19 protein-coding genes are annotated in these 20373 nt (G+C 49.9%); 10 read left to right on the plus strand and 9 right to left on the minus strand.

The window, feature by feature from the left end; all coding sequences use genetic code 11:
• Positions 1–330 precede the first annotated feature (330 nt).
• Positions 331–1080: a radical SAM protein gene (locus tag L0156_28810; GenBank protein ID MCI0607006.1), complete on the minus strand. Its 750-nt coding sequence runs from the start codon at positions 1078–1080 to the stop codon at positions 331–333.
• Positions 1081–1279: 199 nt separating this feature from the next.
• Here L0156_28810 and L0156_28815 point away from each other — a divergent pair, with 199 nt between their 5' ends.
• The gene (locus L0156_28815; GenBank protein ID MCI0607007.1) at positions 1280–1777 is read left to right on the plus strand and encodes a hemerythrin domain-containing protein; all 498 of its coding nucleotides are present in this window, start codon (positions 1280–1282) and stop codon (positions 1775–1777) included.
• Between the two features lie 133 nt (positions 1778–1910).
• On the opposite strand, the gene L0156_28820 is transcribed toward L0156_28815, so the two are convergent.
• The 8 genes from L0156_28820 to L0156_28855 all read right to left on the minus strand — a co-directional run bounded on the left by L0156_28820 (position 1911) and on the right by L0156_28855 (position 9472).
• Positions 1911–2900 carry a zinc-binding dehydrogenase gene (locus L0156_28820; protein MCI0607008.1) on the minus strand — a complete coding sequence of 330 codons (990 nt, stop codon included), beginning with the start codon at positions 2898–2900 and terminating at the stop codon, positions 1911–1913.
• 8 nt (positions 2901–2908) lie between these two features.
• Positions 2909–3688, minus strand: a complete 780-nt coding sequence (locus tag L0156_28825) for an enoyl-CoA hydratase/isomerase family protein (protein ID MCI0607009.1) — start codon at positions 3686–3688, stop codon at positions 2909–2911.
• Positions 3685–4545 (minus strand): amidohydrolase family protein, encoded by an 861-nt coding sequence (locus tag L0156_28830; protein MCI0607010.1) that lies wholly within the window; start codon positions 4543–4545, stop codon positions 3685–3687. Before L0156_28830 ends, L0156_28825 begins: the two co-directional genes overlap by 4 nt.
• A 26-nt stretch (positions 4546–4571) precedes the next feature.
• On the minus strand, positions 4572–5381 hold the full coding sequence (locus tag L0156_28835) for an acyl-CoA dehydratase activase (GenBank protein MCI0607011.1): 810 nt from the start codon (positions 5379–5381) through the stop codon (positions 4572–4574).
• 9 nt (positions 5382–5390) lie between these two features.
• Entirely contained in the window at positions 5391–6209 is an 819-nt protein-coding gene (locus L0156_28840; GenBank protein MCI0607012.1) for an acyl-CoA dehydratase activase, read from the minus strand.
• Positions 6206–7501 (minus strand): 2-hydroxyacyl-CoA dehydratase family protein, encoded by a 1296-nt coding sequence (locus L0156_28845; protein ID MCI0607013.1) that lies wholly within the window; start codon positions 7499–7501, stop codon positions 6206–6208. Before L0156_28845 ends, L0156_28840 begins: the two co-directional genes overlap by 4 nt.
• Positions 7502–7518: 17 nt before the next feature.
• Positions 7519–8676 (minus strand): 2-hydroxyacyl-CoA dehydratase, encoded by a 1158-nt coding sequence (locus tag L0156_28850; GenBank protein ID MCI0607014.1) that lies wholly within the window; start codon positions 8674–8676, stop codon positions 7519–7521.
• Positions 8677–9004: 328 nt separating this feature from the next.
• The gene (locus L0156_28855; GenBank protein MCI0607015.1) at positions 9005–9472 is read right to left on the minus strand and encodes a hemerythrin domain-containing protein; all 468 of its coding nucleotides are present in this window, start codon (positions 9470–9472) and stop codon (positions 9005–9007) included.
• 200 nt (positions 9473–9672) lie between these two features.
• Between L0156_28855 and L0156_28860 the strand changes: the two genes are divergently transcribed.
• From L0156_28860 to L0156_28900, 9 genes are read left to right on the plus strand one after another with little or no spacing between them, the layout of a single operon-like run.
• The gene (locus L0156_28860; GenBank protein ID MCI0607016.1) at positions 9673–10086 is read left to right on the plus strand and encodes an Rrf2 family transcriptional regulator; all 414 of its coding nucleotides are present in this window, start codon (positions 9673–9675) and stop codon (positions 10084–10086) included.
• A complete protein-coding gene (locus L0156_28865) occupies positions 10083–12038 on the plus strand; it encodes an FAD-dependent oxidoreductase (protein MCI0607017.1) in 1956 nt (651 codons plus the stop codon). Before L0156_28860 ends, L0156_28865 begins: the two co-directional genes overlap by 4 nt.
• The gene (locus L0156_28870) at positions 12035–12532 is read left to right on the plus strand and encodes a Rieske 2Fe-2S domain-containing protein (protein MCI0607018.1); all 498 of its coding nucleotides are present in this window, start codon (positions 12035–12037) and stop codon (positions 12530–12532) included. Before L0156_28865 ends, L0156_28870 begins: the two co-directional genes overlap by 4 nt.
• The gene (locus L0156_28875) at positions 12529–14088 is read left to right on the plus strand and encodes a cytochrome b N-terminal domain-containing protein (GenBank protein ID MCI0607019.1); all 1560 of its coding nucleotides are present in this window, start codon (positions 12529–12531) and stop codon (positions 14086–14088) included. Before L0156_28870 ends, L0156_28875 begins: the two co-directional genes overlap by 4 nt.
• A gap of 2 nt (positions 14089–14090) precedes the next feature.
• Complete coding sequence (locus tag L0156_28880; GenBank protein ID MCI0607020.1) at positions 14091–15767, plus strand: c-type cytochrome; 1677 nt, start codon at positions 14091–14093, stop codon at positions 15765–15767.
• Positions 15764–16372: a hypothetical protein gene (locus L0156_28885; GenBank protein MCI0607021.1), complete on the plus strand. Its 609-nt coding sequence runs from the start codon at positions 15764–15766 to the stop codon at positions 16370–16372. Before L0156_28880 ends, L0156_28885 begins: the two co-directional genes overlap by 4 nt.
• Complete coding sequence (locus L0156_28890) at positions 16350–17768, plus strand: molybdopterin-dependent oxidoreductase (GenBank protein MCI0607022.1); 1419 nt, start codon at positions 16350–16352, stop codon at positions 17766–17768. The genes L0156_28885 and L0156_28890 overlap by 23 nt, the downstream gene beginning before the upstream one ends.
• Positions 17722–19239 carry a hypothetical protein gene (locus tag L0156_28895; GenBank protein ID MCI0607023.1) on the plus strand — a complete coding sequence of 506 codons (1518 nt, stop codon included), beginning with the start codon at positions 17722–17724 and terminating at the stop codon, positions 19237–19239. Before L0156_28890 ends, L0156_28895 begins: the two co-directional genes overlap by 47 nt.
• Positions 19239–20366: a dehydrogenase gene (locus tag L0156_28900; protein MCI0607024.1), complete on the plus strand. Its 1128-nt coding sequence runs from the start codon at positions 19239–19241 to the stop codon at positions 20364–20366. The genes L0156_28895 and L0156_28900 overlap by 1 nt, the downstream gene beginning before the upstream one ends.
• The last annotated feature ends 7 nt before the right edge of the window (positions 20367–20373 follow it).

A 20373-nucleotide genomic window follows, 5' to 3' on the forward strand; every position in this document is an offset into this window, starting at 1 on the left:
CTGAAGGGTCATGTTTTTCAGGAACTCCAGTTCGTTCACCTTGCGGTTCTTCCAGTAATGGTGCAGCGCGCAGGGCTTTTCTTCGCTGCAAATGCTGAGACCCAGAACGCAGTCGGATTCCTTCGTCTTGTGAAAATCATGCGGATTCACCGGACTTAAAGGTCCGTTTATCCGTTTAGCAAAGGGGGTGCCAACTCCCATCCTTAAGGAAGTGTGGGGTAATCCTGACAATTTGGCGGCTGAACTGACAAAGTTGCCGGTCAAATTCAATGTTGATCCGTTGTTGAAGACTAAGCCTTGAACTTCGATGAACCTTCCCGTTCTTCACAGCTAAAAATAGTCAATGTTCATTTGCAAACTTTGTGCTGTTTCATCTGCGACTTTGAGCAAGAATTCGTTGTCAACCGGAATGAGCGTGGAATCAGCCGGCTCGCGCTGAATTGTATAAATCTGCACCGCAGAAGGCTGGATCTCTTTCAAACAGTTTCTCCATAGCATCAGATCATCTGCTGAATCGTTCCAGCCTTTCACAAACATTGTTTGAAGGATCAATCGTTTAAATCTCTTCAAATCGTTTACGAATTCGTGGAACAAAAAGGGTACAAGAGGTTGATTGAATCTTAGCCACTTTTCCGGATCGCCCGAGTCAAACTTAACAATAGGTTCATCGACCATTTGCATTGCAGACCGTATTTTCAAATCTTTCGCACGATACCCGGTTGAAAGCAGCGCGATTCTTACAAAGGGGAAGTTTTTATCCCGCCAGGAAATGAGTTCAGGAATCAATCGATCAAACTGCGGATGCATCGTGGGCTCTCCATTACCAGAGATCGTCGTGTGAGTGATTCTGATTCCCCTCCTCTTTGCTTGAAGAAGTTGTTGATTCCACGCCCGGATGACATCAGCAGCTGATGGAAAAGCAAAACGCCCGTTTCGCAGTGGCGTGGTAAACCCGTACTGGCAATATACGCAGTCGAAAGAACAGAGTTTTCTGTCTGTTGGGAGCAGATTGATTCCAAGATCCCATCCAAATCTCCTGCTCCGGATGGGACCGTATATGATCCCCTTCTCTAACTGCATGAACAGTTCGTAAACAAGCTTTGTGCCAGGAATTCGAGTCGACGTGATTTCAGTATAGTCAGGAGAACATAGGGTGACGATATGTCCCATTGCCGACAGAAAGTCTCTCAACACAAAACCATGCATCGCCTAAGAATCTACTTGAGCCACTGGCATGAGGATTGCTCCTTACGCAAAAAAGCTCAGAAAGGAGAAAGGAATGCAAGAAACATTAACCATTTCAAAGTATTACGAAGAGGATCATTACAGGCTGGATGGATTATTCAAAAGCTTTCAAGAAAGGAAAAGAACGGATTTCAGCCGCGCACGCGAATATTTCGATCAATTCAAGTTTGGTCTACGGAGACATAGTGCCTGGGAAGAAGAGATTCTCTTCCCATTCTTTGAAAAAAAGATTGGAGAGGCGTTTAGCCAACCGGTGTACGTCATGAGGCTCGAGCATCGTCAAATCGGAAAGTTTCTGGAACTCATTCACAACAGGCTTTGGGAAGGTGATCCGAATACGGACAAGGAAGAACGGGAACTACTCGTTTTTCTGGAAAAGCACAACATCAAAGAAGAACAGATCCTGTATCCTGCGATTGATAATGCAGCAACGCAAGAAGATCTTGAATCGATCTTCATGACCATGAACAGCCTACCGGTGGAGAAATACGAAGTCTATGCGACAGAATTCGTGCAGAATAGAAAGGACTAGCGCAGCAAGTAAAAGTGTTGCTCCGGCTCGAATTGCAATTTTTGAAGAGAGAATGATTCCCTGTCTTCCGCATGCCAATTTTTCTGTTTCACCTGTTTATAACGGCGCGACCTTTATGATGATGCGAAGACCTTCACCACTGCGAAGCAGATCCAGAGCGTCGTTGATTTCTTCCATGGAAACTGTGAGTGACCACTGGTAGTACTTTGATTTTATTCTCAGCTGCAAGTTGAATGATTGCCGGATAATCCACCGCACGGCAACCCAGCGAACCAAATATTTCCAGCTCGCGGAACATCACCCGCGCCGCATTTAAGACGAAAGGCTTGTCGCTGTAACCAATGATACAAACGCGCCCCCCGATTCGTACCGATTCGACTGCCTGTTCCAAAGTCACTGGATTACCGATCGCTTCAAACGCAATATCGGCGCCTCCTTCAAACACTCTTTTCAATTCCTTTTTGAATTCACACTTGGACGGATTAAGCGTTTCCGAGGCTCCTAATTTTTTCGCAAGCTCCAGTTTTTCCTGTTTCAAATCAACGGCTACAACTCGTGCTCCTGCGGCGGCTGCGACCTGAACAACATTGATTCCAACTCCACCGCATCCAAAAACGACAACACGATCCCCCGGACCTACCTGCGCCCGGTTCTTAACGGCGTGATAAGGAGTTGATAACGCATCGGCAATGATGCAGGACTCCGCAAGGGGAAGCTGCTGCGGAAGCGAGAAGATATCTTTGGCGGGGGCGGCAATGTATTCAGCAAACGCTCCGTTGACATGGTTCCCAAACATTTTCATCTGTTCGCAGATATTTTCGCGCCCGAGCCGGCACATCCTGCAAACGCCGCAAGAGACCACGGCAGGCAACAAAACTCTGTCCCCCTCTTTCCAATTTGTCACGGATGTTCCGACTTTTTCGATGATTCCCGAGCATTCATGGCCCAGAATCAAAGGAGGTTCTTTGAAAGTTTTTACACCATGATCAATGTAATGAAGGTCCGTATGACATACGCCACACGCGATGACCTTGATCAAAACCTGATCAGAGGCAATTAATGGAACAGGCACATCTTCGATCGACAATGGTTGATAAGGTTGTCTAAATATTGCTGCTTCCATGACGTTCCTCATTGGTGTTTCCATTCCGGAGTGCGTTTCTCCAGAAAAGCGTTTAAACCTTCTAATGCATCGCTGGTGGTCATTAATTGCTCAAGATAAATCTTTTCAGCCAGCTCCAGCGCATGAAGAAAGATGGATCCGGATGCCTTTCGGAGCGCATATTTCGTTGCGATTAAAACGGGACGACTGTAACTCGCAATTTCTCGGACTATTGTGTCGATCCGTTTCTGAAAGTCATCCTGCGGGAATACTCCATTGATTAAACCCATATTTACACCTTCCTCTGCGGTGAAAGTACGACCGGAAAATACCAGTTCAGCGGTTTGCTTGTATCCTATGAACTGTGAATAGTGTGCCACTGCGACAGGTGGGAAAACGCCCAACTTGATTTCCGGTTGCCCCAGCTTCGTTCCGCATGCCGCATATGTCAGATCGGTCATGGCTGCAATCTCCAGGCCTCCACCCATTGCGCTTCCGTGTAGACCCGACACAGTTGGAATTTCAAGATTGACAAGTTGATATAACATCTGTCGCATCATGCGAAGCATCAGCTCTACTTTGTCCGGAAGGTGATCCGAAACATCCATTCCGGCAGAAAAACATTTTCCTTCTCCGCGAATCAAGAGAACGCGGTACGAAGAGTCGGAGTGCACCAGTTGTAATGCCTCCTCCATCTCTTGCAACATGGGGAGATGAAAAATATTTAACGGCGGGCGGTTCAGAATCATTGTAGCGATTCCAGGGGGTTCGCAAACCAGTCGAACAAACAGAAACTGCTTGTCAGTCATGCTGTCTCCTGCTTGAGGGCGAAGAGTTCTTCCGCATTTTCATACAGGATTTTTTGTTTCACGTCCTCCTTGAGACCAAGCTCATCCAATTGATCGAGACTTTGTTTCCATGGCAGACCGTTTGTTCCCCACACAGTGCGGTCCTTTCCCATGCGACTACTCATGAATTGGATGATTGCAGGAGAAAGATATTTCGGCATCCACGCATCTATGCCGAACCATACATTCTCCCATTTGTAACAAACGGAAATGAGCTCATCTACCCAGGGCCATCCTGTATGTGCGCCAAGAATTTTCAGCTCAGGAAAATCGCAGGCGATCGAATCCAGATAGATCGGCCGGCCCCCTTCACTCGGCATTGCCTCCAGCACATGTCCCACCTGAGCTGAAACCGGCACACCGAGCTCAACACATTTTGCGTAAAGTGGATACATTTTTCGATCATTCAGAGGAATATCAAAACCGTAAATATGGACATAAACTCCTTTGAAGTTGTGTTGTCGCACTGCAACTTCGATCTCCCGAAGACTTTCTTTAATCCGAAATGGATTGTAGCCGGCAAGTCCCACAAAACGGCCTGGATATTTTTCAGTGTATTGCAGGACATCTTCCAATTTCGTATCCATATACATCCACTTGTTCCAGTGAGACCACATCTTGCACTGCGTGATGAACACCTTCTCTACGCTGGCTTCATCCATTCGAGCAATCATTTGATCGATGGATTCGAAGCGCGGAAGACCACCAATCGCTTTTTCCATTCGGCAAACCAGCTCTCCTTCTTTTGCGCGATCCCACTGTTCCATAAATTCACGGGTAGCCACGTAATACATGCAATCAATTGCTTTTCTAGACATTGGATTCCTCCTGTCTTAGTAATCCCTCACGCTGCGTATGTTCCATTTCGGCGCTTATTCAGACGATGTAATCCGAGCAAAGCTGCTCCAAACGCGCACAAATACTCACTACGCGGGCATGCGTAGACACTGGTTTCCAGCTTTTCTTCCAGAGCCCGGATCATTCCTGCCTGACGCGCAACACCTCCGGCTACAACGACTCGTCCTTCCAGACCGACTCGTTTAAGCAAACTCACAGCGCGGTCAGCCAACGAATCATGAATCCCGCGGAGAATGTCTTCGATGCTGGCTCCATTGCTCACGTGATTGATGATTTCCGATTCGCCCAGAACCGCACACACGGAGCTGATCGCTTGCGGTTGAGTCGCATGCAGTGAAAGTCTGCCTATGTCTACCAGCGATATTTGCAAATACTTGGCTGCTTTTTCCAAAAAACCGCCTGAGCCTGCAGCACACCTGTCATTCGAGCGGAATTGTTTGACCTTTCCACCGTTCTTCAAACTGATTGCACGAGTACTCTGGCTACCCATGTCCAGAACACACGAGGCAGCCGGAAAAAGTTCGTATGCTCCTCGCGCCGCACAAGTAATTTCTGTAATCTGAATATCCCGAAACGACACGCTATACCGGCCGAGACCGGTGGTTGCTACATATTCAACTGCATGTAAAGATAGTTGGGCTTGAGCGAGCGCGGAATCGAGAGCAAGTTTTGCAACGGATGCAAAATTTGCTGTGGTTTTCGTGCAGAATCGCGCTTTCAGGTGTCTGTTGTTGTTCAACAGCACAGCTTTCGTTTGCCCGGAACCTATGTCGATGCCTGCGATTACTTTTTCCATGAATTCTCCTTAATCTAGCGATGCCGGTTGTCCTTCAAAGCTCAATCTTTCGGCTCGTTCCATCGCAAAAAGAGCGGCTCCAATAGCGCCTGCAAAATGAGATTGTTCGCTGACTTTCAATGGAAGTCCTAATTTCATCTGCATTGCATGAATCATTCCGCAGTTCCTGGAAACGCCGCCGGTAAATGCTATGTCTTTTTCAACCCCTACTCTCCGGACCAAAGACATCGTCCTGGCTGCGATTGCGCTGTGCACTCCGCCGAGTATGTCTTCTATCGATTTATTTTGGGCAAGGTAGGACATGATATCGGACTCAACGAAGACGGCACATACAGAGCTAAGCCGGACTGAAGTTTTTGCGCGCAGCGAGATATCTCCGATCACATCCAGCGGAAGTCCCATCACTTCTGCGGCGGCAGCCAAAAATCGACCCGTTCCCGCTGCGCATTTATCGTTCATTGCAAAATCGAGAACGTTCCCATCCGGCCCGATCTTAATGGCCTTCGTATCTTGCCCGCCCATATCAATGACTGTTCTGGTGGAAGGGAACAAAAAATGGGCGCCGCGTGCATGACAACTGATTTCAGTGATCTGTGAATCCCCAAAAGTTACTTTGTACCGGCCATAACCGGTACCGATGATGTAAGAGATTTCATTTCGTTTGAGTCCGGAATTTTGCAAGGCCTGTTCAAATGCATTTTGAGCGGCGACGGTGACGTAGGCGCCGGTTGAAATGAGAACCGAAGAAGCCAGATTGCGGGCCTGGTCCAGGATAATCGCTTTTGTTTGCGTAGATCCAACATCGACACCGCCGGCATAGAGCATCATCGTGGTCCTCCTGAAGAAAGCGTTGGATGGCTTTTATACAGTTTTTGATGCTCCAGAGATTCGAAAAATGCATCGATCCGGTTCTGCATTTGCGCCGCTGAGAAATAACGCGGGTCCTCCAGATCCGATTCCACAAACAGTGTTGGAACTTCCCGCTGGCGGAAAAAATACTCGCGCATGTCCCCTTGTCCCGCTGAAAATAACCGGCAGCTCTTCACCGAATGAATCAGCAGAGCGTCCGCAGAATATTCTTCGATATAACGATCGATCTGTTCATACCTCTGCAGGAAACTCCGGTTTGCGAGATTTTGCGAAATCATATGCTCGGCAATGCTGTAAAGTGGATTGTTTGAATCGTGCCGGAACCCGAATTCCCAGATTCCACCGACCGTTGAATAGGTGGATGCCACCGCGCAGGCGCCCCAATGGGCAAGCATGTCCCGGAATTTTCGAAAATACGGATAAGGCGGCGGTCCTTCCACAACAATTCGAAATTTCTCGGGTGAAACCGCGCCAAGACCCTGCCGTGCCCGTTCTTGAAATTCCTTTTTGGCCACTTCAAAAAAATCGATGCACTCCTGCATTCCACGATAAACATAGAGCGGTCCCATCATGGTTGTGTTATCAAAATAAGCGTCATAAGGAGCCGGCCGGTGTTTTGAAAAATTTCTCACCTCACACCACAAATCTTCGGCGGTTCTGGCGCGTTTCAGATGCTCCTTAAGATTTTCAATATCCAGTTTTTTTCCTGTGATTTTCTCCAGCAGTTTAATGATCTCTTCCAGCTGGCGAACGACGTATTGCACGTCTTCAGGCGATGCCGTCTCCTGACGCATGAAAGGGATATCAAGAACGTAAAGTGGCGCTCCGGTCAGTGCCGCAAGATGTTCGAACCACTTCACATAGGTGTTGCAGCCAACATAGTTACAAAGAATCAGTGCCGGCTTTGGAAGCCGCGTCCCGAGTGTCGCTTTATCCCCCAGAGAATTTGCGCCGATGTCCGCTTTGACGTATCCACAATTGTCGGTGGCATAGCCCAGCTCTTCCGATTTTAAGAGAGCAGGTAAGGACTTATTCCGGATGGCAAGTTGTAGCGCATTAATTTCCGGATAAACGGGAAGGACATCAAAGGCTCGAAGCAATTCAACGCAATTCCCGGAAACCATGAGGTAGACTGCCGGGTGCCCCGTTTCTGTTGCTGCATCCAGTTCGTTGTACCATCGGACCATTAACTTTTTTTGCACCCTGTGCATCAGTCCCTGATAGGTTTGTCTCTCGTTTTGTTGCTGCATTTGTGGTTGCTCCATTGCTAATCAAAAAGGATCGATTCAACAAACGTTTCAACTTCCGTCCGAGCTTTTTCAAACGTCCTCATCTTTTCTTCGAACTCTACAAGCAAATGCGGAATATTATTTTCATCCAGTTTGTTCTTAAAGAGCACATAATCGAAATACGCCGGTTCACAGAACTTTGCTATGCAAAAAATCACCGCATCTGCTCTGGACTTCCGAACTTTTTCTAAGAGCATGTCGGAACGCGACGTTAGACAATCGTGACGGACGGATGAATAACAGCTGTCATGCAAATAACTTCTTGCCAGCGACCGGAAAGGATCATGGTTGAACTCGAGATCCTGTTCAAACCATCTCAAGCCCAAAAGAAGATCGTCATTGACGACGTAACATCCGGCATCTTCTAGGACAGCAAGCAGCTCCAAAGGCGGTTGCTCGCAAAACGAACCCTCCAGGACAACGCGAATTCTATCCCTGGTTTTGCTTTGATTCTTACTTAATTCCTCGATGACATTGCTCACTATCAGTGAGTGTTCCTCTGGCGGCAATATGCATCCAGCGCGGCCCAACAGATAGAAATCCGATGTGGAAAGTAAATGAGGAGCATCACTACGGAGCGCGTAGTAAAGACGTCTCATGCAGCGGCGGTTGTTGTTGTAAAGCAGAATGCTTTTTTCGAGATTCTCCGTCCTGAATTCTCGACCCGCAAGATCAGCCATGTTCTTTGCAACTCTTTTGTATTCACTGGTGAGGTAATCAACCGCTGCATCGGTCGAATTATTCTGAGGAAGATGAATGTACTCCACGAAGAGCTGTGGATGAAAGTTTCGTTTGAAAAGAAAAGCCAGATTTCGGGCGGTGTCGCAGATCGAATGGAAAAGCATTCCGCTGAAAAGATCTAGCCGGTGTTGCAATCCAAGCTCCATGGTGCTCTTTGCGATGGAGCAGATAAACGAGCCGAACCGGGAATCGGCGTTCGTGATCTCCAGACGATTGCCCGCGCCGAAAATGGCCACAGGAAGCAAGCCGGCAGCATGCAGGATTTCTACCGGGGAATAAACGGGAAAATAGCCAACTGCCTTCCGACCTGTTTTCTCTTTCCATTGTTCAACCATTTCAAAAGCTGGATCATAGATCGCATCTTTCCAGGTCTCGATCAGAGCTTGTAGAGCCATTTGAATACACCCCCTTCCCGGCCCCTAATTTGCAATATTTCTGCCAGAGCGTTTGGAGCGCAGGAGACGTCTAAAAACGCAAGAATGTATGCGGTTTGGTGTGGTGGCGGGCGCCTCGCCCGCAAATACATCGTCGCGGCAACATGGCGTTTGCGGATGAGACGTCCGGGCCGCGGGCGTTTTTAAACAGTCTCGCAGGCTCGCATGTACTCAAACGTCATTCGGACATCTTGTCTTTCTGTTTGCCATTTTTTCCGGACACAGCTATTGGTTCACGTCGCGCTTCACTACGAATAATCCGGCGGTAGTCAGGCAGAGTTTTGAAAATTCAATGACTGCAGCATTGTGCGTATCGTTCTTCAGGGACATCCCGCATTTGAACAAACACGAGTTCCGTTTCTTCCGGCGTCACAGCGTGATCGATAGCAGGATATAGAATATTCTCTTCCTTCATGTTGTGCACCGATAGCACATCCAGCAACCTCTGCTCATCAATATCGCTCGCGGAATTCATCAGCTTCACCTTCTCATGAATTGCTTCCAGATGTAAGCCAATTTGGCGATGTTCCATTCGCATCACTTCAGTCGGACCACCGTGAAACATCCCACTCTTTTTTTCAAATAAAGGAAACAATATTTCTTCTTCCCACAGAATGTGCCGTTGAAGTCCGGTTTTGAATTGAACAAAAAATTCTTTTGCCTTCGGGTAATCAACACTTTTCAATTTCTGAAAATTCTTGAAAAGATTGTCCAGGCGATCGTGATCCTCTTCAAAATATTGTTTTATCGTTTTCATGAAAATTCACTTCTCCTACTCTTCATTTTTCTCCGTCAGTGCAAACGCCGTGCCGGTCAATAGTCCCTCCTGAAGAATTCCGTGAAGCTGTCAGACTGGCAAAACTCCGACAACTTGTCCGCTCATTGAAAACCACTGTGCGAGGACAAGACCTGGTACAGGACTTGCGGGTCCTTTTATCTCGATCGAAGTGGGCCGGTATGATTTACTCCAAGTCAACCCAGTATGCAATCCGGGCAATCACGTTCCTCGCCGCAAGATCCTCTTTCACCTACTGCCATCTTGAAATGATCGCGGTGGCTGAACAAATCCCGCGGCACTTCCTGGCAAAGCTCATGCAGAGATTGGCCCGAAAACGCATTGTTCATTCCATCAAAGGAGTGAAGGGAGGATTTGCTCTGATAATGCCCGCTGAAACGATCACGCTATACATGATTGCGGATGCGATCGATGACGTGGCGCTTTCGCTAAACGAATGCATTTTTCGAGACAACGAATGTTCCGATGTTCACAACTGTCCGCTACACGACACCTGGAAAAAGTTGCGCGACGAACAGCTTCAGTTTCTTCACACAATCTCCATAGCCGATCTGGTAAACGCGAGAATGCAATGAAGACCCCTGGTAACGATTCAAGCATGCTGACCGCGATAGTACCGGATGAGAATTACCATCGTCTACTGATTTCGTGTCAGGCCGCATGTCCGGTTCACACCGATGCGCGCGGTTACGTGCGCGCGATTGCAAAAGGACGCTTTGAAGAAGCATACCTGATCGCACGAGGTCCGAACCCGTTTGCTTCGATTTGCGGTCGCATTTGCGGCGCTCCTTGCGAAGTGGCCTGCAGACGCGGAAAGATTCCGCGCACCGATGCGGATGGCCTCTTTGAAGGATGGGACCGACCGATTGCGATTCGCGCGCTCAAACGATTCGCGTGTGAAGCCGCCGGCGTGGAAGCAAACGGCGCTACGAGAGCATGGGAACAGGTAAGCAATTACATTCCAAAAATTGCTGCGGATGCAGAAGAGCTGGCTACAATTCTGCGGGGATCCGTGGACGGCAGTTTTGTTCGTGCGAATGCCGAACCGATTGCTATCATCGGCTCAGGTCCGGCTGGTCTGTCTGCAGCACACGATCTGGTTCTAATGGGTTTTCGACCGGTTGTGTTCGAAGTGGAAGCAAATCCTGCGGGGATGTTGATGTACGGCGTGCCGGAATACCGGCTTCCACGGGATCTCATTCTTCAAGAAGTTAAGGTAATTCAGGCTCTCGGGGTCGAGATTCGTTGTGGGATGAGAGTTGGAATCCATGTGAAATTCAGCGAGTTGAGAAAGGATTATGCGGCTGTGATCATTGCAGTCGGCGCAAAACGCTCCCGTTCACTCGCGATTCCGGGAGAATCCGGCCCTCATGTTTATGGCGGAGTAGATTTTTTGCGCTCCGTTTTTGCAGGAGAGTCTCTGTCTCTCGGCGGCGACGTGGTCGTAATCGGCGGAGGGAACGTTGCGTACGATGTAGCACGCACAGTTGTGCGGCAAGCGGCCTACGACACAGCTCGTACCGCTGCCCGGTTACCTGGAACGCGCCGGGTCCGCCTGGTCTCACTGGAGACTCTAGAAGAGATGCCGGCGGATACGGTTGAAATTCGCGAAGGAGACGAAGAAGGCGTGGAACGCGTGGGCGGTTACGGTCCGGTTCAGATCATACGCGATGCCTCCGGCAAGCTGACCGGCATTGAGTTTAAGAAATGCTTGCGCGTATATGATGAGCAGCGAAAGTTCTCACCTGTCTTTGATGAAAACAAGCGTGAGACTCTTTCTTGTGACACGGTGCTGATCGCCGCCGGTCAGACTCCGGATCTTTCTTTCCTGGAAGATGGCGGAACGGATGTGAAGCAATTCCGCCCGGGTTGGCCGCAGGTGGATCAGCAGACATTAGCCACAACCGCGAGGGGCGTTTTCGTCGCCGGCGACCTTGCGCATGGAACCAGGCTGATGATCGATGCGATCGCTTCAGGAAAAAAAGCAGCCAGGTCGGTTTACGAATTCCTCACTGGCCGGAAACTGGAAGCCGCGCGAACAACCTCATTCCTCACAATTCGCCCGTACATAAGGGAACGAGGCTACGAACAAATTAGAAGACAGGAGGTTCCAACACTCGACTCGGCCGATCGCTTGAAGGATCCCAGCGCGCAAGTGGAGCAAGGTTTCAACCGCGAGCGAGCGATGAAAGAAGCTTCGCGCTGCTTGGACTGCGGCGTAACGCCGGTGTTTGACGGAAATCGATGCGTGCTGTGCGGTGGATGTGTCGATGTTTGCCCGACCCTGTGTTTGAAGATTGTGCCGCTTTTACAAATTCAAGTCTCAGCGGGCGGGCCGAGCCAAACAGGACAACCCCCCTCTAGCTCCCCCCTTTATAAGGGGGGAGAACTCCTGGAAACAGATTCGTCCGCAATCCTCAAAGATGAAGATCGCTGCATTCGCTGCGCACTCTGCGTTATGCGCTGTCCTGTAGATGCAATCGAAATGGAACGTGTCGTTTTTCAAACCGAATGGACAACGGAATGACCACGCAACCAAAAACTATCGAACAAGTAAAACGTTCACGGCTGGATCCTGAACCGATACCGCGCAGAGATTTCCTTGGACTTGCTGCACTGTGGTCCGCGGCATCTACACTTCTGTTTGCCACCGTTGGTATGTTGCGATTACCGAAAGCCGCGGTGTTACCCTCTCCTTCAAAAAAGTTTCGAGTGGTGCTTCCTGAATCGCTTGCGCTCCATCAACCTTTTATTCCTCCTGGACGTTCCGTAGGGCTGTTCAAGGCGGAAACAGGAGTGTACGCAGTTTCGATCGTCTGCACGCATCTGGGATGCATCGTGAAATCTTCAGCGAGCGGCTTTGATTGTCCTTGTCATGGATCCAGATTCTCTCAGGATGGCTCAGTATTGCGTGGACCCGCGCCTAAAGCATTGCCGCGTCTAGCAGTCAACCGGATGTGCGATCACGAATTCATCGTTGATGAAGGGGAAATCATCGAAGCAAGTGAGGCAATGGCATGAACGAAGTGGCGGCAAAGAATTCGGAAACCTCTGCGGTACGCAGATTTCTGATCAACTTACGGGAAACTCCATCACGCTTTTATCACACCATGTTCCGTTCAGGAAAACCGGAATCCGATCGCACCCGTTCCACATTCATTTTCGGCAACGTTTTTCTTCATCTTCATTCCACACGCGTGCACCGTTGGACTCTGAAATGGACCACCACATGGAGACTTGGAATCGCCGCCCTCTCTTCCTTTCTACTCACACTGATTACAGGTGTGCTGCTGATGTTTTATTACAAGCCGTATCCGGATGTCGCATATGACTCGATCAAAGACATCCATTTCGTTGTTCCAACCGGAAGATTCATTCGCAACATTCATCGATGGGCCGCAAACGTGATGGTTGTGGTAGTCATTCTGCACATGGTCCGGGTTTTTTATACAGCTGCCTACCGGCGCTTTCGCGAATTCAACTGGGTCATCGGAATGCTTTTGCTCGCAGTAACGCTCGGTCTTTCCTTTACAGGATATTTGCTGCCCTGGGATCAGCTTGCTTACTGGGCAATCACGATCGGAGCAAATATTGCGCAATCACCGCGTGAAGTTACCGACGCGCTCGGGATCACAAAATATATTGATATCGGCGGGCTTCAAAAGTTGATCTTGCTCGGATCCGAAGACGTTGGTGAAGAAGCGTTAATTCGGTTCTATCTGCTCCACGTGATGATTCTCCCACTGACCTTAACACTGCTGGTTGCTGTTCATTTCTGGCGGATCCGGAAGGATGGTGGTCTCGTTCGACCGATCGACGCCGACCTTCGTTTGAAACCGGAACCCGGGCTCTATCCTGTATTTACACAAGAGCCGAAGAAAACATACAGTCTTGGGGCGATTGTCCGCGGCAAAACTCCACAGATCAATCAAGGTCCGGAAAACACGCTGCCCGCGATGCCTCATTTGATGTATGCGGAAGGCGCAGTGTTGATGCTTGCGATTTTCATTTGTGTTCTGCTCGCACTCTTTTTCGATGCTCCGTTAAAAGAGCTCGCGAACCCCGGCGTTCCAGAAAATCCGGCAAAGGCTCCCTGGTATTTTCTTGGTCTTCAGGAGCTGGTATCGCATTCCGCTTTTATGGGAGGCATGGGAATTCCTGCGATTGTCCTGCTCGGAATTGCGTTGATTCCGTATCTGGATCGTGAATCGGATGGAACCGGTGAGTGGTTTGGTGGACCGGGTGGAAAGATGCTGGTGCTGCGGTCAGCGCTGTTTGGATTGGGCGTCGTGATTGCAATCGAAGCTTTCACAATTCACTACGGATGGATTCGTCAATGGTGGCCGAAAGCGCCACAACTTTTGATTACAGCAATCAATCCGGGAACTCTTCTCACTCTCTTTTATGCACTCTATTCGCTATGGCTGGTTCGCAAATATGATTCCACACGCGCCGGAGCTCTTGGATTGTTCACCTGCTTTCTTGCAGGATTCATCGTACTGACAGTAATCGGTTCGTATTTCCGCGGGCCCAATTGGGACTTTTACTGGTCCCCTTCTCAATGGCCCGGACATTAAAAATGAAAGCGAATAAGCATTTATTACTCTGGTCCAGCATTGGAACATTGCTCATTCTGATGTGGGCAGCGTTCCACGAAAATTACTTGCAGGACTGGCGCCGCGTTCAGCGAAACATTCGCATCAACTTGCCACAGGATCAGGCGAAAGCTTTTTCCATTCAATTGCGGCAAGTTGTTGCGCCGGATGTAAAGGTGACCGATCGGTGCGTGAGCTGTCATGTAGGAATGGCGCCCGGGGAAACAGGTATCGAAGGAAATGCTTTGTACGGTCGTCATGCGGACGTTGTGCACGATTCCAACACACTGGGCTGCACGACCTGTCATGCAGGGCAAGGCCGCGCGACTACAACGGATGCCGCGCATGGGAATGTGCCCCATTGGCCGCGACCGCTGATCCCGAAAGAGTATGCATACGCAGGTTGCGGTAGCTGCCACACTCATCTGGACGTACCCCATTACACGCGATTCACTCACGGACGCGTGTTGTTTGAGCAAAACGACTGTCTCGCTTGCCATAAACTGGACGGACGTGGCGGAACTTTGAGGCCCGGCGGCGCCGGTGGTCAGGAGGGTCCTGATCTTTCGCGGGCCGGCGCGCGCCGCCACGATAAAGACTGGTATCCGAAACATCTTGCCTCTCACAATGCTGCAACGGTTGGACCATGGCAATCTGCGTTTGGTCAAATTCCCGAAAAAGATCTGAGCGCGATTGAAGAGTATTTGAAGTCACGCGTGGGCGCGCCCGGTTTGATGGAAGGCAAAGCAATGTTTCACTCGCTTGGATGTCGTGGGTGTCACAAGGTTTCCGGTGTTGGTGGAAATGACGGCCCTGACTTAACGTTTGTCGGACAAAGAGATCCGGCGCTGACTCCGTTTCAACATGTTCCTCCTCCACACAATCTTACAAACTGGTTCAAAGAACATTTTCGCAATCCGTCAAAAGTGGTGCCCGGTTCACTGATGCCCGCGCTCGGATTGAGCGAAGAACAAATCAACCTTTTGACACTTTACATGTTTTCACTGCGGCGCGGAAATTATCCCGAGGCCCAGTGGCCGAAAGATCGAATTGAAGCAGAACGATTTGATCAGCGTGAATTTTCAACCGACGGTCCAACACTTTACGGAACCTATTGCGCCGCCTGTCACGGACCATCCGGTGAAGGAATGCGTTACGCGGGGATGAGTCCTTTTCCTTCTGTGGGTAATCCTGATTTCTTGCGGCTTGCTTCCGATGAATTCATCACGGGCACAATCAAAGGAGGAAGACCGGGGCGGAGGATGCCGGCCTGGGGTGACCAAGAAGGTGGATTGCGCGCGGAAGAGATCACGCGAGTGGTACAGCATCTGCGCCGGATGAGCGGCGGTGTGCAATACCAGGGAGATTCCAGACCTGTGCGTTGGGCGAACGGAGATATTCAAACCGGCAAGAGATTGTACAGGTCGAATTGCATCCTCTGCCATGGAGAAAACGGCGAAGGAAAAGAAGGACCCGCGCTGAACAACCCGAATCTGTTGCGTCTTGCAACGGACACTTATTTGTTCGAAACGACTCGCGTGGGGCGCCGCAACACAAACATGAACGGATTTGGTGAAGGCTCTACTGTGCTGCAAGCGCTTTCCGACAAAGAGATCGAAGCGATCGTTTCCTTTATCCGCACCTGGGAGGAAAAGAAATGAAAGAGATCAGCAGACGTCATTTTTTAGAAATGGTCAGCGCAGCTGGATTTTCCGCGTTCGCGCTGTCCGCGACTGACGCATGGGGGCTGAAAGCGATCGATAATCCACTCGCCGCGTATCCAAACCGCGATTGGGAAAGCGTCTATCGCGATCTGTGGAAATATGATTCCAAATTCAATTTCCTTTGCGCGCCTAATGATACGCACAATTGCAATCTCAACGCTTACGTGCGTTCCGGTGTTGTGACCAGAATCGGCCCATCCATGAAATATGGAGAAGCGACCGATCTGTACGGCAACAAAGCAACGCACCGGTGGGACCCGCGTGTTTGCCAGAAAGGTCTAGCCCTGACGCGGCGTTTTTATGGCGACAGAAGATTGCGGCATTGCATGGTGCGGAAAGGTTTCAAAGCATGGGTCGATGCCGGTTTTCCGCGCGGGAAAGATGGGAAGCCTCCCGTTGAGTATTTCAATCGCGCGCGCGACGCATTGGCTGCGCGTTTCTCACGATCAAGCCGCTGCAATTGTTGCAGCAGCTCTAGTCAACATCGCCACCACATATACCGGCAAGAAGGGTTCGGATTTGCTGCATGCTCAAGGCTATGAACCGGAAATGATTGAAGCGATGAAAGGCTCCGGCACGCAGGTGCTGAAGTTTCGCGGTGGAATGCCGTTGCTCGGCATGACTCGCGTGTTTGGTTTGTATCGCATGGCCAATTCGATGGCATTGCTGGATGCAAAGCTGCGCGGTGTGCCGTCCGATCAAGCGGTAGGCGGACGCGGTTTCGATAACTACTCCTGGCACACCGATCTCCCGCCAGGTCATCCGATGGTCACCGGACAACAAACGGTGGAGTTTGATCTTCATGCGGTGGAACACGCAAAAACACTGATTGTCTGGGGAATGAATTGGATCACAACAAAAATGCCGGATGCGCACTGGCTCACTGAGGCGCGCATGAAAGGCACTCGCGTTGTTGTGATTGCGTGCGAATATTCCTCAACCAGCAGTAAAGCGGATGACGCGATTATTGTGCGCCCCGGAACGACGCCGGCGCTTGCTCTTGGTCTGGCTCACGTGATCCTTCGAGACAAAATCTACGATGCAGATTATGTAAAACGCTGGACCGATCTTCCGCTGTTGGTCCGCGCCGACAATCTCAAGATGCTGCGAGTGCAAGATGTTTTCGGAACTGCTCCCGCTGAATTGAAAAATCAGACCGTTATCCTGAAGCAAGGGGAAAAAGCTCCGCCGCCGGGAGTTCAACGCGAGATGTTCATTACAGAAGAAATGAGGAATGCCTGGGGCGATTTCGTTTGGTGGGACGCAAAGTCCAACCAACCCAAACCCATCACGCGAGATCAAGTCGGTAAATTCTCTCTCATTGGCGATCCTCTGTTGAATGGGAATGTAGAGCTGACGTTAAAAAGCGGCGCAAAGGTGAAATGCCGTCCGGTTTTCGATGTGATTCAAGAGTACGTCCGCCACTTTGATCCTAAGACGACAGCGGATCTTACCTGGGCTCCAGCGAATGCTGTGGAAGCTCTCGCCCGCCAGATCGCCAAACAGCCGGGCACGACCTTGTTCGCCACAGGAATGGGACCGAATCAATTCTTCAATAATGACAATAAAGATCGAACCATCTTTTTACTGGCTGCGCTAACCGGAAATGTCGGAAAAATCAGCGGCAATGTGGGTTCGTACGCAGGTAACTACCGTGTCGCACTTTTTAATGGTGTGCCGCAGTACATCAATGAAAATCCATTCGATATCGAATTCGATCCCACAAAAAACGCGCGACCGAAACAACTCTGGAAAGCGGAGTCCGCACATTATTACAACCATGAAGATCATCCGCTGAAAGTCGGAAAGAAAATGCTGACTGGCAAAACCCACATGCCGGCCCCCCACCAAATCGATGTGGTTCGCCAACGCAAATTCGATCCTGGGAAACGTGAAGTGGCATTACAACACCGTAGTCAATGTACTTCCCAAAATTGAATTGATCGCGGTTCAGGAATGGTGGTGGTCCACATCTTGCGAATGGGCCGATGTGGTTTTTGCGGTCGACTGCTGGGCAGAACTGAAATATCCCGACATGTGCGCATCCGTAACCAATCCGTTCCTCACCGTTTTTCCGCGGACACCGTTAAAGCGAACCTTTGAAACACGCGGCGATATTGAGTGCTTGATGCTGGTCGGGAAAAAGCTGGCCGAGAAAACGGGTGACAAGCGTTTCGCCGATATGTGGCACTTCATTGAGAAGGGTCAGGCAGAAGTCTACTTGCAAAGAATTCTGGATAATTCCTCGTTAACGCGTGGCTACAAATTCACGGAACTGGAAGCGAAAGCGAAAGAAGGAATTCCTGTGTTGATGATGAGCCGCACTTACCCGAAGACAGTTGGGTATGAACAGGTAGTGGAATCGCGCCCCTGGTATACGCGCACCGGGCGTCTGGAATTTTATCGTGATGAAGATGAATTCATTGAAGCGGGCGAAAACCTGCCGGTGCATCGTGAACCGATCGATTCGACGTTGTATGAGCCGAATGTCATTGTCGCGCCGCGACACGATTTCATCCGGCCCGCAGGACCGGAAGCGTACGGAGTTTCCCGAAACGATTTATCGAATGAAGTCAGGCAAGGAAGAAATGTTGTAAAGACGTGGGCTGAAGTGAGGAACACCAAACATCCCCTTGCTAAAGATGGATTTCGTTTCATCTTTCACACTCCAAAATACCGGCATGGATCGCACACGACACCGATTGACACCGATATTGTTGCGATGCTTTTTGGACCATTTGGCGATGTTTACCGGCATGACAAACGACAACCCTTTGTCGCAGAAGGATACGTAGATATCCATCCCGATGATGCACGGGAGCTCGGAATTGAAGATGGCGATTATGTTTGGATCGATTCTGATCCGGCGGATCGTCCCTTCCGTGGATGGGAAAAGAAGGAACGAAAAGCCGATTACGAATTCTCACGCTTGATGTGCCGGGCGCGTTACTATCCGGGAACTCCGCGAGGTGTAACCCGTATGTGGTTCAACATGTATGGAGCAACGCCGGGATCTGTGGAAGGGCAAAAGAAGCGCGCCGATGGCCTTGCAAAAAATCCGCGGACTAATTATCAGGCGATGTTTCGTTCCGGCTCGCACCAATCCGCAACTCGCGGCTGGTTGAAGCCAACCTGGATGACAGATTCCCTGGTGCGCAAAGGAATGTTTGGACATGAAATCGGCAAAGGATTTTTGCCGGATGTCCATTGTCCAACGGGAGCGCCGCGTGAATCGATCGTGAAAATTACGAAAGCGGAGCCGGGTGGATTGGATGCAAAAGGTTTGTGGCGCCCTGCAGAACTTGGGTTCCGGCCAAAGTATGAAAACAAAGCGATGAAGGAATACTTAAACGGAAATTTCACCGAAGAAAATGACGAAGACAAAAAACCAACGGGAGGAAAAAACTAATGGCACGCGTTTACAACTGGCAACTTCAACGGGAAATGTCTTACTGGTATCCCGAAAAAAGGCCGGCCAAACAATTCGGCGCGGTCTTTGACATCAACAAATGCATCGCGTGCCAGACCTGCACGCTTGCATGCAAAACAACCTGGACCAGCGGAAAGGGCCAGGAATACATGCTGTGGAACAACGTGGAAACCAAGCCATATGGTTTTTATCCACTCGGCTGGGACGTCAAGCTTCTGGAACTGATGGGTTCAAACAAATGGAATGGCAGCCGCTACGAAGGGCGCACGATATTTGAATCTCCGGAAGCAGGCGAACGGGTGCTCGGCTGGAGACCGGAGGACATCGATTATGCGAACCCGAATGTTGGTGAAGATGATTGCGTAAACAGCGTTGAAGCTGGAGCGTATTTTAATATGCCGCACATCTCCTGGTTCTTCTACCTTGCGCGCATCTGCAATCACTGCACGTATCCTGCATGTCTCAGTTCCTGTTCGCGTGGCTCGATTTACAAACGTCCGGAAGATGGGATTGTTCTGATTGACCAGGGTCGCTGCCGTGGCTATCAGGAATGCGTTAAGGCATGTCCTTACAAGAAAACATTCTACAACTGCATGACCGGCACTTCCGAAAAATGCATCGCTTGCTTTCCAAAGATTGAGCTTGGATTGCAACCGCAATGTTTTGTTAATTGCATCGGAAAAATTCGGTTTGCCGGTTGGATTTCCAAACCGGAGGACGCAAAACCGGAAAATCCAATTGATTATCTTGTGCACATCAAAAAAGTTGCGCTCCCTTTGTTTCCGCAGTTTGGTCTGGAACCGAATGTCTATTACATTCCACCGGTTCACGTGCCGCGCAAGTTTCTTTACCAGATGTTTGGACCCGGCGTGGATCAAGCGATCGCAACGTATCGCAAGATTCCCAATGATCCTGATCTTGCCGGTCTTCTTGCGTTGTTTGGATCGACCGAGTTGATCGTTCCGAAATGGAAACGCAGAGGAGAAACAGTCTACGGTTACAACGAAAAGAATGAGGAAATTATTCGCGTGCCGGTGACGGAGCCGACGCATATCCTGCCCGGCTTTGATTCGAAGTTGAACGTTCCGCGCACAAATTGTTACTAAGGAGTAG

This window comes from bacterium, assembly GCA_022616075.1.
GTDB lineage: Bacteria > Acidobacteriota > HRBIN11 > JAKEFK01 > JAKEFK01 > JAKEFK01.

What these genes read in the sequence shown, in the direction of transcription:
- L0156_28875 (MCI0607019.1), top strand. Translation starts at nt 12,529, where the DNA reads ATGAACGAAGTGGCGGCAAAGAATTCGGAAACCTCTGCGGTACGCAGA.
- L0156_28845 (MCI0607013.1), bottom strand. Translation starts at nt 7,501, where the DNA reads ATGCAGCAACAAAACGAGAGACAAACCTATCAGGGACTGATGCACAGG.
- L0156_28870 (MCI0607018.1), top strand. Translation starts at nt 12,035, where the DNA reads ATGACCACGCAACCAAAAACTATCGAACAAGTAAAACGTTCACGGCTG.
- L0156_28900 (MCI0607024.1), top strand. Translation starts at nt 19,239, where the DNA reads ATGGCACGCGTTTACAACTGGCAACTTCAACGGGAAATGTCTTACTGG.
- L0156_28880 (MCI0607020.1), top strand. Translation starts at nt 14,091, where the DNA reads ATGAAAGCGAATAAGCATTTATTACTCTGGTCCAGCATTGGAACATTG.
- L0156_28855 (MCI0607015.1), bottom strand. Translation starts at nt 9,472, where the DNA reads ATGAAAACGATAAAACAATATTTTGAAGAGGATCACGATCGCCTGGAC.
- L0156_28840 (MCI0607012.1), bottom strand. Translation starts at nt 6,209, where the DNA reads ATGATGCTCTATGCCGGCGGTGTCGATGTTGGATCTACGCAAACAAAA.
- L0156_28815 (MCI0607007.1), top strand. Translation starts at nt 1,280, where the DNA reads ATGCAAGAAACATTAACCATTTCAAAGTATTACGAAGAGGATCATTAC.
- L0156_28850 (MCI0607014.1), bottom strand. Translation starts at nt 8,676, where the DNA reads ATGGCTCTACAAGCTCTGATCGAGACCTGGAAAGATGCGATCTATGAT.
- L0156_28885 (MCI0607021.1), top strand. Translation starts at nt 15,764, where the DNA reads ATGAAAGAGATCAGCAGACGTCATTTTTTAGAAATGGTCAGCGCAGCT.
- L0156_28860 (MCI0607016.1), top strand. Translation starts at nt 9,673, where the DNA reads ATGATTTACTCCAAGTCAACCCAGTATGCAATCCGGGCAATCACGTTC.
- L0156_28835 (MCI0607011.1), bottom strand. Translation starts at nt 5,381, where the DNA reads ATGGAAAAAGTAATCGCAGGCATCGACATAGGTTCCGGGCAAACGAAA.
- L0156_28830 (MCI0607010.1), bottom strand. Translation starts at nt 4,545, where the DNA reads ATGTCTAGAAAAGCAATTGATTGCATGTATTACGTGGCTACCCGTGAA.
- L0156_28820 (MCI0607008.1), bottom strand. Translation starts at nt 2,900, where the DNA reads ATGGAAGCAGCAATATTTAGACAACCTTATCAACCATTGTCGATCGAA.
- L0156_28825 (MCI0607009.1), bottom strand. Translation starts at nt 3,688, where the DNA reads ATGACTGACAAGCAGTTTCTGTTTGTTCGACTGGTTTGCGAACCCCCT.
- L0156_28865 (MCI0607017.1), top strand. Translation starts at nt 10,083, where the DNA reads ATGAAGACCCCTGGTAACGATTCAAGCATGCTGACCGCGATAGTACCG.
- L0156_28810 (MCI0607006.1), bottom strand. Translation starts at nt 1,080, where the DNA reads ATGCAGTTAGAGAAGGGGATCATATACGGTCCCATCCGGAGCAGGAGA.